The following is a 15,515-nucleotide window of genomic DNA, read 5'->3' as shown; positions in this document are numbered from 1 at the left end:
GATGTACCGCACCTGGATGCGCTTCTTCAGCCCCGCGCCCGCCCACCACCGGCTCGGCCTCGTCTGCCTCGGAGTCGGCCTCCAGCACGGCGCCCTGCCCACCGTCGGCCCGCGCGTCCTCGACCACCACGTGGCCGTCGTCGTGAGCAGCGGCCGGGGCTGGTTCCAGGGCACCGACGGACGCCGCCGGCCCGTCACCGCGCCCACCCTGATCTGGCTCACCCCCGGCGCGGCCCACCACTACGGGCCCGATCCGGACACCGGCTGGGACGAGGCGTTCGTCGACTTCACCGGCCCCACCGCCGCCACGTACACCGAACTCGGCTACATCGAACCCGAGCGGCCCCTCGTACCCCTCACCGACGCCGGCCCCGCCCGGGCCGTGATCGGGCGCATGGCCCGCGCCGCACGCCGTGGCAACCCCCTCCTGGAGGTCGAGACCGCCGCCGCCGTCCACGAACTGCTCGTCGCCCTGCGCCGCACCCGCGCCGACCTGACACCCGACGGCGACCAGGTCCTCGCCGCCCTCGCCCGGGACGCCTGCCGGCCCCTGAGCGTCGCCGAACACGCAGCCCGGCACGGCATGACCCCCGCCGAACTGCGCACCGCCGTACGACGCGGCGCCGGATGCAGCCCCAAGGACTACCTCCTCGGCATCCGGCTCGGCCGCGCCAAGGAACTCCTCGCCGCCACCGAACTGCCCGTCGCCGCCGTCGCCCGCCGCGTCGGCTACGACGACCCCGCGTACTTCTCCCGCCTCTTCACCCGCCGCGTCGGCATGGCCCCCGTCCACTTCCGGGCCCAACAGGGACGCACGGTCCCCGGCGGCTGGAGCGACCGCGTCCCCGACCCCGCGGACCCACCGACCGTCGAACGCCCGCACACGACGTGACGCCGAGATCCCGCCCACCTCACGCGCCCCGCACAACCCCGACGCCCCGCGAGCCCGCCCGATCCGCGCCACGTAATGTGGACGCCCATGACCACCAGCAACAACCGTGAAGTCGACCCCGCGATCCGAGCGGAACTCGGCCGGTTGCGCGAGAGCATCGACAACATCGACGCCGCCGTCGTCCACATGCTCGCCGAGCGCTTCAAGTGCACCCAGCAGGTCGGCCACCTCAAAGCCGCACACCAACTGCCGCCCGCCGACCCGAACCGCGAGGCCCTGCAGATCGCCCGCCTGCGCCGACTCGCCGAAAGCGCCAACCTCGACCCCGCGTTCGCCGAGAAACTCCTCAACTTCATCATCGCCGAAGTGATCAGACACCACGAGCGCATCGCCGAGGACGCCCTGAACGGCGTGAAACCACCGGTGAGCTGACCCCCGGGGCGTGACAGTCGGGTACCCGCGGGGGCATGCTGCGCTGTGCACTCCATGTGCACTCGTAGTCAGCTGACGGGCACTGCGCGTCAGTGGCACGGGCGCCAGCCGGTTGTCCACACGGGAGGGGACGTCGGGCCATGCCGTCGGATGCCAAGATCCTCATCGTCGACGACCACGAGGACACCCTGTACGCCCTGGAGAGCGCCCTGGCCCCGCTCGGCCACCTGCTCGCCCGCGCCACCAGCGGCGACCAGGCGCTCAAACAGGTGCTGCGCGGCCAGGTCGGCCTCCTCCTGCTCGACGTACACATGCCCGGCGTCAGCGGCCTCGACGTCGTGCGCTACATGCGCCGCCTCGAACAGACCCAGCACATCCCCGTCGTCCTGCTCACCGGCTTCGGCCAGGACGCCGAACTCACCTCCACCGCCTTCGGGCTGGGCGTCGCCGACCTCGTCACGAAACCCATCGACCCCTGGACCCTGCGCACCAAGGTCCGCTACCTGTACGACGCCCACCGCCGCCACCTGGCCCTCGAACAGGAGGTGCGGGAACTCCGCGCCCTCGTCAAGGACCACGACGTACTCACCGAACACACCCTGCGCCCCGCCCTCCCGCACCCCCGCGAGACCCACGACGAGCCCGCCCGGGTCCCCGGACCGGAACGGGAGGAGGGACAGCACCCAGGCAGCACCCGGGCCCCGTAAACGGCCCCACGGGCCGGACCGGAGGCAGGGGCGCGCGCAGGGACAAAGGCCGTGTACCGATCCGCCCCTGTGCCCTGTCAGCGGCATCAGGCAGCATGTCCCCCATGTCCGTACTGACGCGCGACGAAGCGCAAGCCCGTGCCACCCTCCTGGACGTCCACCGGTACACGGTCGAACTCGACCTCACCACCGGGGACGACACCTTCGAATCCCGTACCGCGATCCGCTTCGCGGTGACGGCGGGCCACACCGGCGCGGACACGTTCGTCGAGGTCAGGCCCGTCGAGCTGCGATCGGCCACCCTCGACGGCCAGTCCCTGGACACTAGCGCCCTCACCGACGGCCGACTGCCCCTGACGGGCCTCGCCGAGGGCGAGCACGAACTGCGCGTGGACGCGGTGATGCGCTACTCCCGCACCGGCGAGGGCATGCACCGCTTCACCGACCCCGTCGACGACGAGACCTACCTCTACACCCAGATGTCCCTGGAGGACGCGGCAGCCGTCTTCGCCAACTTCAACCAGCCCGACCTCAAGGCCGTCTTCGAGTTCACCGTGCGCGCCCCCGAGGGCTGGACCGTCCTCGCCAACGGCATCACCACCGAAACCGCCGACGGACTCTGGCAGGCCGCCCCCACCCCCCGCATCTCCACCTACCTCGTCGCCGTCGCCGCCGGCCCCTGGCACTCCATCCGCAGCGAGCACCGCGGCCTCCCCTTCGGCCTGCACTGCCGCCGCTCCCTCGCCCCCCACCTCGACACCGACGCCGACGAACTCCTCGACATCACGCGCGCGTGCTACGACCGCTACCACGAGAAGTTCGAGGAGCCCTACCCCTTCGACTCCTACGACCAGGCGTTCGTCCCCGAGTTCAACTTCGGTGCCATGGAGAACCCCGGCCTCGTCACCTTCCGCGACGAGTTCGTCTACCGCTCCGCCGTCACCGACACCGAACGCCAGACCCGCGCCATGGTCATCGCCCACGAGATGGCCCACATGTGGTTCGGCGACCTCGTCACCCTCCAGTGGTGGGACGACATCTGGCTGAACGAGTCCTTCGCCGAGTACATGGGCTACCAGACCCTCACCGAAGCCACCCGCTACACCGACACCTGGACCGACTTCGGCGTCTCCCGCAAGGCCTGGGGCTACGACGCCGACCAGCGCCCCTCCACCCACCCAGTCGCCCCCGAGGCCGTCGACGACACCGCCGCCGCCCTCGTCAACTTCGACGGCATCTCCTACGCCAAGGGCGCCTCCGCCCTGCGCCAACTCGTCGCCTGGCTCGGCGAGAAGGACTTCCTGGCCGGCATCAACACCCACTTCGCCCGGCACAGGTTCGGCAACGCCACCCTCGCCGACTTCATCGACTCCCTCGCCGCCGCCACCGAACGCGACGTCCACGCCTGGGCCGACGCCTGGCTGCGCACCACCGGCGTCGACACCCTCACCCCACGCCTCACCAACGGCGACGCCGGCGCCTGCAACCTCACCGTCCGCCACGACGGCAGCCGCCCCCACCGCGTCGCCGTGGGCCTCTACGACCACGACGTCACCGGCGACGGCGCCCTCACCCTCCGCGAGCGCCTCCACGTCGACGTCCCCCAGGACGCCCCGGAGCCCATCGGCAAGCGGCCCGCCCTGCTCCTCGTCAACGACGGCGACCTGACCTACGCCAAGGTCCGCTTCGACCCCGAGTCCTTCAAAACCGTCCGTGCCGCCCTCTCCGGCCTCCCCGACCCGCTCACCCGCGCGGTCGTCTGGAACGCCCTGCGCGACGCCGTACGCGACGGCCAACTCCCGCCCGCGGACTACCTGGAGACCGTCCGCACCCACCTCCCGCGCGAAACCGACCTCGCCCTCGTCCAGGGCGTCCTCACCTTCGCGTCGACCGTCGTCGCCGACCGCTACCTGTCCCCGCAGGAACGCCCCGCCGCCCTCGCCGCCCTCGCCTCCCTGTGCCGCGACCTCATCCGCCGCACCGAGGACGGCGACCACCCCGGCCTGCGCCTCATCGCCGTACGCCACTTCATCGACGTCGCCGCCCACCCCGACACCATCGCCGCCTGGCTCGCCGACGGCACGGTCTCCGGCGGCCCCGAACTCGACCCCGAACTGCGCTGGCGCGTCCTGGCCCGGCTCGCGGTCCTCGGCGCCACCGACGAGGCGGAGATCGACGCGGAACTGGCCCGCGACCCCAGCGCCTCCGGCCAGGAAGGAGCGGCCCGCTGCCGTGCCGCCCTGCCCGACCCCGAGGCCAAACTCCGGGCCTGGGAACAGATGTTCAACTCGGACGAGCTCTCCAACTACCTGTTCGTGGCCACCGCCCAGGGCTTCTGGCAGCCCGAACAGACCGACCTCACCGAGGAGTACGTCAAGCGGTACTGGACCGACGCGGTCGCCGTCGCCACCCGCCGGGGCCCCGCCATGGCCGACGCCGCCGGCCGCTGGGCCTTCCCGGCCCACGCCGTCAGCCCCGACACCCTCCGCCTCGGCGAGGAGTGCCTGCGCGACGCCGCCCCGATACCGGGACTGCGCCGCAAACTCGTCGACCAGCTCGACGACCTGGGACGCGCACTGCGCGTACGGGAAGGGACGCGGGAGCAGGCGTAACACCCACACCGTCCGGAACGGGTACGGGCAACGGGCACGCGTAAGGGCGCACGTGTGGGGCCCAGGGACACCCCCTGCCCCACACACCCTCCCCAAGGCAACCCCCGTACCTCCTTTCGGGTTCCGATCGTTGGTCTTCCCGGGCGCGTCGCCCCAGCCCCGTCCAAGCTGGAACTCCCCAGCCACGCGCCCCGGGAGGACCACCATGCGCACGCCGCCCCTCGCCTCAGGCGCCGAAGGCCCCGACGCCCTGCGGCCGTTGCTCGACACGGTCCTCGGCGCCCTCACGGACGGCGGACACGCGCGCGGCGGCCCCCTCCCCGCCGGCGGACCCGGAACCGTCGCCCAGCGGATCCGCGCCGCCGTCGGGGACGTACTGCCCGACAAGGGCGACGACAACGCCCTCTACGACCTCGTCCGCGCCCTCGCCGAAGGCGCCGCCGACCCCGCCCACCCCCACTGCGCCGCCCACCTGCACTGCCCGCCCCTCGCCGTGGCCACCGCCGCCGACCTGGCCGCCAGTGCCCTCAACCCGTCCCTCGACTCCTGGGACCAGGCCCCGGCCGCCTCCGAACTGGAAACCCTCGTCGCGCGCGCCCTCGCCGCCGAGACCGGCGCCGCCGACGCCCTCGTCACCACCGGCGGCACCGAGTCCAACCAACTCGCCCTGCTCCTCGCCCGCGAGGCACACCCCGGCGTCCGCCTCGTCCACGGCGCCAACGCCCACCACTCCCTGCCCCGCGCCGCCTGGCTCCTCGGCCTCCCCGAACCCGTCACCGTCCCCGCCCCGGCCGGAACCCTCGACCCCGCCGCCCTCGACGAAGCCCTCACCGAGCTGTCGGGCCCCCGCGGCTCACTCCTCGTCGCCGCCACCGCCGGAACCACCGACGCCGGACTCATCGACCCGCTGCCCCAGATCGCCGCCCTCTGCGCCGCCCACGGCGCCCGGCTCCACGTCGACGCCGCCTACGGCGGCGGCCTCCTCTTCAGCGCGCGCCACCGCACCAGGCTCGCCGGCCTCGAACACGCCGACACCGTCACCCTCGACCTGCACAAACTCGGCTGGCAACCCGTCGCCGCAGGCCTCCTCACCGTCAAAAACCCGGACGACCTCACCGCACTCGCCCAACACGCCGACTACCTCAACGCCGACGACGACACCGAAGCAGGCCTCCCCGACCTCCTCGGCCGCTCCCTGCGCACCACCCGACGACCCGACATCCTCAAGATCGCCGTCACCCTCAAAACCCTCGGCCGCGACGGACTCGGCGCCCTCGTCGACCAGGTCTGCGCCCACGCCCACGAGTTCGCCCGCCTCGTCCGGACCCACCCCGGCTTCGAGCTCCACGACCCGCCCACCATCAGCACCGTGCTCTTCCGGCCCGCCGGAGCGTCCGACGACGCCGTCGCCGCCGTACGCCGAAAACTCCTCCACGACGGACACGCCGTCCTCGGCCGCGCCCACCTCGACGGCCGCCTCTGGCTCAAGGTCACCCTCCTCAACCCCCACACCCGGCCGGACGACCTGGCCGCACTCCTGAAGCTGGTGGAAGGAAACACCTCCCGATGACACCCCCCACACCCCCCACACCCCCCACACCCCCCACACCCCCCACACCCTCCACGCCCGACGACAACCCGGCCGCCACCCCCACCCCGGCTCCCAGCCCCGACGCCCCCCACGACCTCGTCGGCATCGGCATCGGCCCCTGCAACCTCTCCCTCGCCGCGCTCGCCCACCGGCTCCCCGGCCTCGACACCGTCTTCTACGAACAACACCCCCGCTTCGACTGGCACCCCGGACTCCTCATCGACGGCGCCACCGTCCAAGTCCCCTTCCTCGCCGACCTGGTGACCCTCGCCGACCCCACCAGCCCCTGGTCCTTCCTCAGCTACCTCAAGAGCCGCGACCGGCTCTTCCCGTTCTACTTCGCCGAGCGCTTCCACATCCAGCGCGCCGAATACGACGCCTACTGCCGCTGGGTCAGCGAGAACCTGCCCCGACTGCACTTCGGACACCAGGTCGACGCCGTCCGCTGGAACCCCGAACGAGACGTGTTCGAAGTCGACTTCACCCAGCTCGACGCCGACGGAGAAGCCGAGGCCCTCGGCCGGACGTACACGAAGAACGTCGTCCTCGGCATCGGCAGCGAGCCCTACATCCCCGAACCCCTCAAACCCCTCGTCGAAGCCCCCACCGTGCCCGTCCTGCACGCAGCCGACTACCTCGCCCACCGCGACCGGCTCCTCACCGCCGAACACGTCACCGTCATCGGATCGGGACAGACCGGCGCCGAGATCTTCCTCGACCTCCTCCGCCACCGCCCCGCCGGACGCGAGAAGATCCACTGGCTGGGACGCACCGAGGCCTTCGCGCCCATGGAGTACTCCAAACTCGGCCTCGAACACTTCACCCCCGACCACACCCACTACTTCCACGCCCTCACCGAACCCGTACGCGACCGCCTCGTCGCCGCCCAGTGGCAACTCCACAAGGGCATCGGCGCCGACACCATCGCCGCCATCCACGACGAGCTCTACCGCCGCACCCTCCACGGTGGCTGGCCCGAAGCCGTCCTCACCCCCGGCGTCCACGTCCGCACCGCCGGCCGCGTCGCCGCCACCAAGGTCGAACTCCACCTCGAACACACCCAGCAGGGCACCCGCTCCCGCCTCACCACCGACGCCGTCGTCCTCGCCACCGGCTACCGCGACCGCCCCCTCGACCGCGTCCTCGCCGGACTCGACCCCTACCTCCGCCGCGACAACGCCCAACGCCCCCGCATCGACGAACAGTTCGGACTCGTCCTGGACCCCGCCATCACCGGCTCCGGCAGCCACGTCTACGTCCAGAACGCCGAACTCCACACCCACGGCGTCGGCACCCCCGACCTCGGACTCGTCGCCTGGCGCAGCGCCGTCATCCTCAACTCCCTCACCGGCGACGCCCCATACCCCCAGCCGGCCAGAACCGCCTTCACCACCTTCGGCCTCGAACCACCACTGCCCCAGGTCCCGACCCCCCGGCAGAGCCAGGAACGAGAAAAGGGCCAGCACCATGTGCTGACCCCCCTCGTGGAAGGAATCTAGGGAATCCGGGGCAACCCGCCGCCCACCGGAGACCTCCTACCGGAAACCGCCGACTAGAACACCGGCGTACCGTCGCGCGTCAACTTCCAGTCCACCGAAGCGAACTCCTTCGGATCCAGCACACCCTTCGCCGTCACCCACTCGGAGATCCGCGTACGGATCTCCGTCGACTCCGACCACAACTCCTGCGCCGCCGCCACATGCGGGAACGCCCCACCACCGTTGGCACGGTAGTTGTTCACCGCGAACACGAACTGCTGCGCGTCGTCCAGCGCGACACCGTTGTAGGCCAGGTTCCTGATCCGCGAACCGGCCGCCTGCGCGATGTCGATGTCATAGGTCAGCCCCGACACGTAGTCGTAGTTGTAGTCCGGCCGCCCACCCGCGTTCGTCAGCTTCTCCACGTCGACCGCCGCGCCCGCCGCCGTCTGCACGAAGTACTGCGCCGAGTACTCCAGGTACGCCCGCACCTGCGCGCCCGTCAGCAACTTCGCGACCAGCGTGTTGTCGTACACGTACAGACTCGACAGATCCCGGATCGTCACCTCGCCGGCCGGGATCGCCGACGTCCGCGAGAACGGCGACGCCTGCGCGATCACCGGCAGCGACGCATACGACGTCCCCACCAGCGCCGCCCTCACGACGTCCTCCTGGACCTTCGTGATCAGGTCGATGATCGGAGCGTCCTTGTAACGCGCCTCCACCGTCGTCAACGTGGCCGTCGCCGTACCGACCACCTGGTTGACGTACGCCACGACGACGTCGTGCTCGTCCTTCAGCAGCTTCGTGATCTTCGGGTCGTCCGCGACCGTCTTCGAGTCACGCACGGTCGCCGAGACCGACTCGACAGCCCACTTGCCCTTCTCGAAGACCAGCTCGACGTCGAACAGCGACAACCGCTCCGCATACGCCAGCGGCTCCGACAGCACCACCGTCTTGCCGGTCGCCGTGTTCGTGACCTTCAGCTCGGCGATCTCCGTGTGCGCGTGCCCGACCAGAATCGCGTCGATACCCGGCACCTGCTGCGCCACCAGCGCCGCCGAGTTCTCGACGTACGGCAGCTGGTCACCGTACGAAGAAGTCCCCGACGACCCCGAGTGCGCCGACACGACCACCACGTCCGCGCCCATCGAGCGCAGCTTCGGCACCCACTTCGCCGCCTGCTCCTCCAGACCCGGGAACGTCAGCTTCCCCTGCACATACGCCTTGTCCCAGATCGCGATACCCGGGTTCGTCAGCCCCAGCACAGCCACCTTGACCGGCGGCGCGCCCTTCACCTGGAACGTCTTCATGAAGTACGGAGGGAAGGCGGGCTTCAGCGTCTTCGCGTCCAGCGCGTTCGCCCCCAGCAGCGGGAAACGGCACTGCGACTCGAACTTGCGCAGCGTCTCGATGCCGTAGTTGAACTCGTGGTTGCCGAGCGCCACAGCGTCGTACCCGATGGCGTTCATCGCCTGCGCCATCGGGTGCACCGGACCACCCTTGGCGGTGATCGGGTCGACCTTCGCGTAGTAGTACGTCAGCGGAGTGCCCTGAATCGTGTCACCCGCGTCGAGCAGCAGCGTGTTGCAACGCCCCTTCTCCTTGCGGACCTGCTCCACCAGCGTCGAGATACGGGCCAGCCCCTGCGCGTTGCCCTTCGCGTCGGAGTACTCCGCGTTCTTGAAGTAGTCCCAGTTGAAGATGTGACCGTGCAGGTCGGTCGTGCCCATCACGGTCAGGGAGTACCGCTTCCCGGGCTTCGCGGGCTTCTTCGCCTCCGCGGCCTGCGCCGCCGGAGCCACGACAGCACTGGTCAACGCCGCCCCCGCCCCGGTCACAGCGGACTTCTTCAGGAACTTCCTGCGGTTCAACGGCATGTTTCGGGCTCCTCGGGGAATGGTCAACGACGCGCGTAGATTCTGACCCGCGCATGACCGGCGGCAACAGCCCCCGAAGGTTTCGATCTGGTGACCGGCAGACGCCGCAGCCTCCGGAACACGGTCCGCAACCGCCCTGCGAGTGACAGAGTGGGGCGTATGACCTCCAGCCCGGAGCACCCCACCGCCGTCCCCTACGGCACCCCGGACGCCCCCCGCATCGCCGTCCGCGGCGAAGCCCACCTCGAAGTCGACCCCGAGATCGCCCGTATCGGCATCACGATCGGCGCAAGGGGCACGGACCGCCGCTCGGCACTGGACGACCTGACCCGCCGCAACGCCACCGTCCTGGACCTCGTGAAGACCTACGGCGAAGCAGTTGAACGCCTGGAAACCGGAGCCTTCTCCATCGCCCCGGAACTCACCAAGCACGGCCGCGGCGAACGCGTCCGCGCCTACCACGGACGTGTCCACCTCACCGCCGAACTCACCGACTTCACCGCCCTCGGCGAACTGACCAGCAAACTCGCCGACCTGGACCTCACCGGGGTCGACGGCCCCTGGTGGGCCCTGCGCCCCGACTCCCCGGCCCACCGCGACGCCCGCCGACAGGCGGTACGGGAGGCGGTGCAACGGGCCCGCGAGTACGCGGAAGCCCTGGGCACCTCGCTGGCGGCCCTGGTGGAGCTGGCGGACGTGGGCGCCGAGGCCGCACAGCCCATGGGGTACGAGGGCCGGACCCGCTCCCTGAACCGCGCGTCCTTCGCCGGCGCCGAGGTCGCGGACGAGGCGGCACCACTCGACCTGGAACCGCAGCGGCAACGGGTCTACGCACAGGTGAACGCCCGCTTCACGATGGTGCCGCCACAGCTGTGAAAAGGGCGGCGAACAGGCCCGTGAACAGGACTGTGAACAGGCCACTGAAATGCTCATCGGAGCAACCCCGCGCGCAATTCAACAGTTGTCAATAACCCTTCACGCAAAGGTTGTTGAGTAGTCATGCAGGGCCAATTCGCTACCCACCGGTAAGGCCTACGCTCGAAGTATGCGTCGAGCAAAGATCGTCTGTACCCTGGGCCCCGCCACCGACTCGTACGACCAGATCAAAGCACTGGTCGATGCCGGAATGGACGTAGCCCGCTTCAACCTCAGCCACGGCAGCTACGCCGAACACGAGGTGCGTTACCAGCACGTCCGCAAGGCCGCCGACGAAACCGGCCGCAGCATCGGCCTCCTCGCCGACCTTCAAGGCCCGAAGATCCGACTCGGCCGCTTCGCCGAAGGCCCCGTACTCCTCGAACGCGGCGACACCTTCACCATCACCGTCGAGGAAGGCGTCGAAGGCGACCAGCAGACCTGCGGAACCACCTACGCGGGTCTCGCCACCGACGTCACCCCCGGCGAACGCATCCTCGTCGACGACGGCAAGGTCTGCCTCGAAGTCACCGCCGTCGACGGACCCCGCGTCCACACCACGGTCGTCGAAGGCGGAGTGATCTCCGACCACAAGGGCCTCAACCTCCCCGGCGTGGCGGTGTCGGTCCCCGCCCTCTCCGACAAGGACGAGGCGGACCTGCGCTGGGCGCTGCGCACCGGCTTCGACGTCATCGCACTGTCCTTCGTACGCAGCGGACGCGACATCGAGGACGTCCACCGCATCATGGACGAGGAGCACCGCCGCGTCCCGGTCATCGCCAAGGTCGAGAAGCCGCAGGCGGTCGAAGCGATCGACGACATCGTCGCCGCCTTCGACGGCATCATGGTCGCCCGCGGCGACCTCGGCGTCGAAATGCCCCTGGAGCAGGTCCCCATCGTCCAGAAGCGCGCGATCAAGCTGGCGAAGCGCAACGCCAAGCCGGTCATCGTCGCCACGCAGATGCTGGACTCGATGATCGAGAACTCCCGCCCGACCAGGGCCGAGGCGTCGGACGTCGCGAACGCGGTCATCGACGGCACCGACGCGGTGATGCTGTCCGGCGAGACGAGTGTGGGCAAGTACGCCGTCGAGACGGTCCGTACGATGGCGAAGATCGTGGAAGCGGCCGAGGAGGACATCCTGGCCAAGGGCCTCCCGCCACTGACGGAACGCAACAAGCCCCGCACCCAGGGCGGCGCGGTGGCCCGCGCGGCGGCCGAGATGGGCGACTTCCTCGGCGCGAAGTTCCTCGTGGCGTTCACCCAGAGCGGCGACACGGTGAAGCGGCTGTCCCGGTACAGGTCCCCGATCCCGCTCCTGGCCTTCACCCCGGACCCGGCGACGCGGTCCCAGCTGACGCTGACGTGGGGCGTGGAGACGTTCCTGGGCCCGCACGTCGACTCCACGGACGCGATGGTCGACCAGGTGGACGAACTGCTCCTGAAGTACGGCCGCTGCCGGAAGGGCGACGTGGTGGTGATCACGGCAGGCTCCCCGCCCGGCGTCTCCGGCTCCACCAACCTGGTCCGGGTCCACCACATCGGCGAGGACGACAGCCCCAAGTAGACGTCGAGCGAAGGGCCCCTAGAAACCGCCGGGTGGAGGGGCCCTTTTCGGTTCAGTGCTTGGGGCCCACGTGGGTGTCCATGAGGGCTACGGAGGCTTTGCGGGCTACGGAGATGTTCTTGGCGTTCGGCCGTCTCCAATCGACTCCGACCTTGTCGAGGGTGTCGGTGTAGAGCCGCCTGATGTCGGACGAGAGGTTCGTGAAGAAGTAGCGCGGATATTCGTAGCGCTTGCGTTCACCGGCGATGACCTTCTCGGTCCAGTTGGTGATTCGGCAGCCGTCGGAGTGGACGAGTCCCCGGATGAACTCCCACGGATGCGCGTCGACGATCGTCTGCTGCCAGTCGTCGAGAACGATCCGGCGCTCATGCTTCTTGCCAGGCCCGTGCTGAGGGAACAAGCAGGGCCAGTGGGCGCTGTAGCCGACCACGGAAACGCAGCCCTGGGCTTGCACTCGATACGTACGTTTTCCCGGGTTGAGTGTCTGTACGGCCGCCTCGCACGCGTCGATCAGACCGGGCCACGCGTCCGCGCACGCGATGCGCAAGTAGTGCCCCGAACGCGGATGGGGGCTGATGCACCCGTCACCGAGATACAGGCCGAGGAGGTAGGAATAGGCGGCTGTGTCCTCGGGATGGCTCGGGACGGGCCGGCATCGGACGCACGGGCTCACCCGCATACGCGGTAACGGGTCGATGCGCGTCTGCCAGGAGCGGATCGCGGCCCGGGATATCCCCGTCTCTTTGCTGACGGAGTTCAGACTGCGTCCCTGACCCACCAGCACCAGGGCTCGCTCACGAGTGCCAATGTCGTACATGTGGACACACTGAGCGTTTGGCCGCGTCGACACGCAGCAAAAAGCGGATGTTCACTAGAATGAGAACATCCGCTTTCTCTAGCCTGCCTTGCAATCCAAGGAAAAGTGCCCCGAGTCGGATTCGAACCGACGCTGGATGGGTTTTGAATCCATGGCCTCTACCGCTGGGCTACCGGGGCCCCTTCGAAACGAAGGTCAGCGGTCACCCGCCGTGACACCACCATACCGCAGCTGGGTACGCTCTTGTCAGCAGCACCCCTGCCCTGATCAAGGAGCCCCCGTGACCGCCCCCGAGTCGCCCCAGCCCGCAGACGCGCCCGACGACGACAAGTCGCACGTGCCTCCGCTGACGACCCGTGTCGTCATTGCCGAGGACGAGGCGCTCATTCGGCTGGATCTCAAGGAAATGCTCGAAGAAGAGGGCTACTCCGTCGTCGGCGAGGCCGGTGACGGGGAGGAGGCCGTGGAGCTTGCCCGTAAGCACCGGCCCGACCTCGTGATCCTCGATGTGAAGATGCCGAAGCTCGACGGCATCTCGGCGGCCGAGAAGATCGCCGAGGAGTCCATCGCGCCGGTGCTGATGCTGACCGCCTTCTCGCAGCGCGACCTCGTCGAGCGGGCCCGGGACGCCGGTGCCATGGCGTACCTCGTGAAGCCGTTCAGCAAGAGCGACGTCGTGCCGGCGATCGAGATGGCGGTGTCGCGGTTCAACGAGCTGCGCACGCTGGAGAAGGAGATCGCGGATCTCACCCTGAGGCTGGAGACCCGCAAGCTCGTCGACCGCGCGAAGTCGGTCCTGCAGACGGAGTACGGCCTGTCCGAGCCCGCCGCGTTCCGGTGGATCCAGAAGACGTCGATGGACCGGCGCATGTCCATGCAGCAGGTCGCCGAGGCGGTCATCGCGGACGCCGAGGAGAAGAAGGCCGCCAAGGGCTGACGCGGCCACGTACGGACGTATCGACGTACCGGTACGAGGAGGGCCCGCACCCCGGCCGGGGTGCGGGCCCTCCTCGTACGTGCCGTCGAAGGACTCAGTCCTCGCCGAGGTACGCCTTGCGTACGGACTCGTCGTGGATGAGGTCCTGGCCGGTGCCGGAGAGGACGATGTTGCCGACCTCCATGACGTGACCCTGGTCGGCCAACGACAGTGCCGCCTGGGCGTTCTGCTCGACCAGCAGGATCGTCGTGCCCGTCGACTTCAGCTCGGCGATCGTCGCCATGATCTTCTGCATCATGATCGGGGAGAGGCCCATGGAGGGCTCGTCGAGCATGAGCAGTTTGGGCTGGGACATCAAGGCGCGGCCCATGGCGAGCATCTGCTGTTCGCCGCCGGAGAGGGTTCCCGCGGCCTGCTTCCTGCGCTCCCCGAGGATGGGGAAGAGGTCGTAGGCGCGCTTGATGTCCTTCTCGATGCCTTCCTTGTCCTTGCGGAGGAAGGCGCCGAGATGGAGGTTCTCGGCGATGGTGAGGCGGGGGAAGATGTGCCGGCCCTCGGGGGAGTGGGCGAGTCCGAGGGCGACGATCTTGTGTGCGGGGACTCCGGTGAGGGGTTTGCCGTCGAAGAGGATCTTGCCCGAGGTGGGCTTGAGCAGCCCGGACAGTGTGCGCAGGGTGGTGGTCTTGCCGGCGCCGTTGGTGCCGATCAGGGTGACGACCTGGCCGGCTTCGACGCTGAAGGAGATGCCCTTGACGGCTTCGATCTTGCCGTAGGCCACCCTGAGGTCTTCGACCTCCAGCAGTGCGGTCACTGGGTCTCTCCCTTGGTGATGCCGGCGGTGCTCTCCGCGTCGGCGGCGGCCTCGGCGGCTGCCACCTCCGCGGCCTCTGCTTCTCCGGGGGCGCCTTCGAAGGGTTCGCCGAGGTAGGCGGCGATGACGCGTTCGTCGGCCTGGACGACCTCGGACGTGCCTTCGACGAGTTTCTCGCCCTGGACGAGGACGGCGACGCGGTCGCAGAGGTTGAAGATGAAGCGCATGTCGTGCTCGATGACGAGGACGGCGATGCCCATGTCGCGGATCGCGAAGACGAGCTCTTCGGTGGCCCGCGTTTCCTGGGGGTTCATGCCGGCGGTCGGTTCGTCGAGCAGGAGCAGGCCGGGTTCGCTGGCCAGTGCCCGGGCGATTTCGAGCTTGCGCTGTTCGCCGTAGGGCAGGTTGCGGGCGAGGTGGTCGTGCTTGTGGGCGAGGCCGATGAACTCGAGGAGTTCCATGGAGCGTTCGGCGCTGGCCTTTTCGGCCTTGCGGAAGCCGGGGCCGCGCAGGAGGGCGGACCAGAGGCCTTCCTTGGTGCGGGTGTGGCGGCCGACGAGCACGTTTTCCAGGACGGTCATGTTCGCGAAGAGGCGGATGTTCTGGAAGGTGCGTGCGATGCCCGCCTGCGTCACCAGGTGGGGTTTGGGCGGGAGGACCGTTCCCTTGTAGGCGACGGTGCCCTCGGTGGGGACGTAGAGGCCGGTGAGGCAGTTGAAGAAGGTGGTCTTGCCGGCGCCGTTGGGGCCGATGAGGCCGACGATCTCGCCGCTGTTGACGGTGAAGTCGACGGAGCGTACGGCGGTCAGGCCGCCGAAGCGCATGGTGACGCCCTGGGCCTGGAGGACCGGGGTGGTGGTTGCGGTGGTCATGCGG

At 69.5% G+C, this 15,515-nt stretch carries 13 protein-coding genes and 1 tRNA gene; 9 read left to right on the top strand and 5 right to left on the bottom strand.

Annotated elements, in window-relative coordinates:
- Nucleotide 1: 1 nt before the first annotated feature.
- The 6 genes from OHN74_RS10175 (at nucleotide 2) to OHN74_RS10150 (ending at nucleotide 7,733) form a co-directional block, all read left to right on the top strand.
- Entirely contained in the window at nucleotides 2-892 is an 891-nt protein-coding gene (locus tag OHN74_RS10175) for a helix-turn-helix domain-containing protein (RefSeq protein WP_327694208.1), read from the top strand.
- Between the two features lie 87 nt (nucleotides 893-979).
- A complete protein-coding gene (locus OHN74_RS10170) occupies nucleotides 980-1,324 on the top strand; it encodes a chorismate mutase (protein ID WP_327694206.1) in 345 nt (114 codons plus the stop codon).
- Nucleotides 1,325-1,464: 140 nt separating this feature from the next.
- Nucleotides 1,465-2,031, top strand: coding sequence for a response regulator (locus tag OHN74_RS10165; protein WP_327694204.1), 567 nt, complete (start codon nucleotides 1,465-1,467; stop codon nucleotides 2,029-2,031).
- Between the two features lie 104 nt (nucleotides 2,032-2,135).
- Nucleotides 2,136-4,643: an aminopeptidase N gene (gene pepN, locus OHN74_RS10160; RefSeq protein ID WP_443060361.1), complete on the top strand. Its 2,508-nt coding sequence runs from the start codon at nucleotides 2,136-2,138 to the stop codon at nucleotides 4,641-4,643.
- A 205-nt stretch (nucleotides 4,644-4,848) separates the two neighbouring features.
- Nucleotides 4,849-6,213 carry a pyridoxal phosphate-dependent decarboxylase family protein gene (locus OHN74_RS10155; RefSeq protein WP_327694202.1) on the top strand — a complete coding sequence of 455 codons (1,365 nt, stop codon included), beginning with the start codon at nucleotides 4,849-4,851 and terminating at the stop codon, nucleotides 6,211-6,213.
- On the top strand, nucleotides 6,210-7,733 hold the full coding sequence (locus OHN74_RS10150; RefSeq protein WP_327694201.1) for a lysine N(6)-hydroxylase/L-ornithine N(5)-oxygenase family protein: 1,524 nt from the start codon (nucleotides 6,210-6,212) through the stop codon (nucleotides 7,731-7,733). The genes OHN74_RS10155 and OHN74_RS10150 overlap by 4 nt, the downstream gene beginning before the upstream one ends.
- Nucleotides 7,734-7,786: 53 nt before the next feature.
- Here the strand turns inward: OHN74_RS10150 and OHN74_RS10145 are convergent, their stop codons facing one another.
- Nucleotides 7,787-9,592, bottom strand: a complete 1,806-nt coding sequence (locus OHN74_RS10145) for a bifunctional metallophosphatase/5'-nucleotidase (RefSeq protein ID WP_327694200.1) — start codon at nucleotides 9,590-9,592, stop codon at nucleotides 7,787-7,789.
- A gap of 159 nt (nucleotides 9,593-9,751) precedes the next feature.
- Here OHN74_RS10145 and OHN74_RS10140 point away from each other — a divergent pair, with 159 nt between their 5' ends.
- Complete coding sequence (locus OHN74_RS10140; RefSeq protein ID WP_327694199.1) at nucleotides 9,752-10,468, top strand: SIMPL domain-containing protein; 717 nt, start codon at nucleotides 9,752-9,754, stop codon at nucleotides 10,466-10,468.
- A gap of 169 nt (nucleotides 10,469-10,637) precedes the next feature.
- Nucleotides 10,638-12,074, top strand: coding sequence for a pyruvate kinase (gene pyk, locus OHN74_RS10135; RefSeq protein WP_327694198.1), 1,437 nt, complete (start codon nucleotides 10,638-10,640; stop codon nucleotides 12,072-12,074).
- Nucleotides 12,075-12,126: 52 nt separating this feature from the next.
- Here the strand turns inward: pyk and OHN74_RS10130 are convergent, their stop codons facing one another.
- Nucleotides 12,127-12,891 (bottom strand): transcriptional regulator, encoded by a 765-nt coding sequence (locus OHN74_RS10130; RefSeq protein WP_327694197.1) that lies wholly within the window; start codon nucleotides 12,889-12,891, stop codon nucleotides 12,127-12,129.
- A 106-nt stretch (nucleotides 12,892-12,997) separates the two neighbouring features.
- A tRNA-Leu gene (locus OHN74_RS10125) sits at nucleotides 12,998-13,070 on the bottom strand.
- Between the two features lie 101 nt (nucleotides 13,071-13,171).
- On the opposite strand from OHN74_RS10125, the gene OHN74_RS10120 reads away from it, so the two are divergent.
- The gene (locus OHN74_RS10120) at nucleotides 13,172-13,828 is read left to right on the top strand and encodes an ANTAR domain-containing response regulator (RefSeq protein WP_327694196.1); all 657 of its coding nucleotides are present in this window, start codon (nucleotides 13,172-13,174) and stop codon (nucleotides 13,826-13,828) included.
- Between the two features lie 94 nt (nucleotides 13,829-13,922).
- Here OHN74_RS10120 and OHN74_RS10115 read toward each other — a convergent pair whose 3' ends face one another.
- Nucleotides 13,923-14,639 carry an ABC transporter ATP-binding protein gene (locus tag OHN74_RS10115; protein ID WP_327694195.1) on the bottom strand — a complete coding sequence of 239 codons (717 nt, stop codon included), beginning with the start codon at nucleotides 14,637-14,639 and terminating at the stop codon, nucleotides 13,923-13,925.
- Nucleotides 14,636-15,511 carry an ABC transporter ATP-binding protein gene (locus tag OHN74_RS10110; RefSeq protein WP_327694194.1) on the bottom strand — a complete coding sequence of 292 codons (876 nt, stop codon included), beginning with the start codon at nucleotides 15,509-15,511 and terminating at the stop codon, nucleotides 14,636-14,638. Before OHN74_RS10110 ends, OHN74_RS10115 begins: the two co-directional genes overlap by 4 nt.
- Nucleotides 15,512-15,515 lie beyond the last annotated feature (4 nt).

It is taken from the genome of Streptomyces sp. NBC_00459 (assembly GCF_036013955.1).
Taxonomy (GTDB): Bacteria; Actinomycetota; Actinomycetes; order Streptomycetales; family Streptomycetaceae; genus Streptomyces.
This window is presented reverse-complemented; position numbering and strand designations above follow the sequence as displayed.

What these genes read in the sequence shown, in the direction of transcription:
- OHN74_RS10175 (WP_327694208.1), top strand. Translation starts at nt 2, where the DNA reads ATGTACCGCACCTGGATGCGCTTCTTCAGCCCCGCGCCCGCCCACCAC.
- OHN74_RS10170 (WP_327694206.1), top strand. Translation starts at nt 980, where the DNA reads ATGACCACCAGCAACAACCGTGAAGTCGACCCCGCGATCCGAGCGGAA.
- OHN74_RS10165 (WP_327694204.1), top strand. Translation starts at nt 1,465, where the DNA reads ATGCCGTCGGATGCCAAGATCCTCATCGTCGACGACCACGAGGACACC.
- pepN (WP_443060361.1), top strand. Translation starts at nt 2,136, where the DNA reads ATGTCCGTACTGACGCGCGACGAAGCGCAAGCCCGTGCCACCCTCCTG.
- OHN74_RS10155 (WP_327694202.1), top strand. Translation starts at nt 4,849, where the DNA reads ATGCGCACGCCGCCCCTCGCCTCAGGCGCCGAAGGCCCCGACGCCCTG.
- OHN74_RS10150 (WP_327694201.1), top strand. Translation starts at nt 6,210, where the DNA reads ATGACACCCCCCACACCCCCCACACCCCCCACACCCCCCACACCCCCC.
- OHN74_RS10145 (WP_327694200.1), bottom strand. Translation starts at nt 9,592, where the DNA reads ATGCCGTTGAACCGCAGGAAGTTCCTGAAGAAGTCCGCTGTGACCGGG.
- OHN74_RS10140 (WP_327694199.1), top strand. Translation starts at nt 9,752, where the DNA reads ATGACCTCCAGCCCGGAGCACCCCACCGCCGTCCCCTACGGCACCCCG.
- pyk (WP_327694198.1), top strand. Translation starts at nt 10,638, where the DNA reads ATGCGTCGAGCAAAGATCGTCTGTACCCTGGGCCCCGCCACCGACTCG.
- OHN74_RS10130 (WP_327694197.1), bottom strand. Translation starts at nt 12,891, where the DNA reads ATGTACGACATTGGCACTCGTGAGCGAGCCCTGGTGCTGGTGGGTCAG.
- OHN74_RS10110 (WP_327694194.1), bottom strand. Translation starts at nt 15,511, where the DNA reads ATGACCACCGCAACCACCACCCCGGTCCTCCAGGCCCAGGGCGTCACC.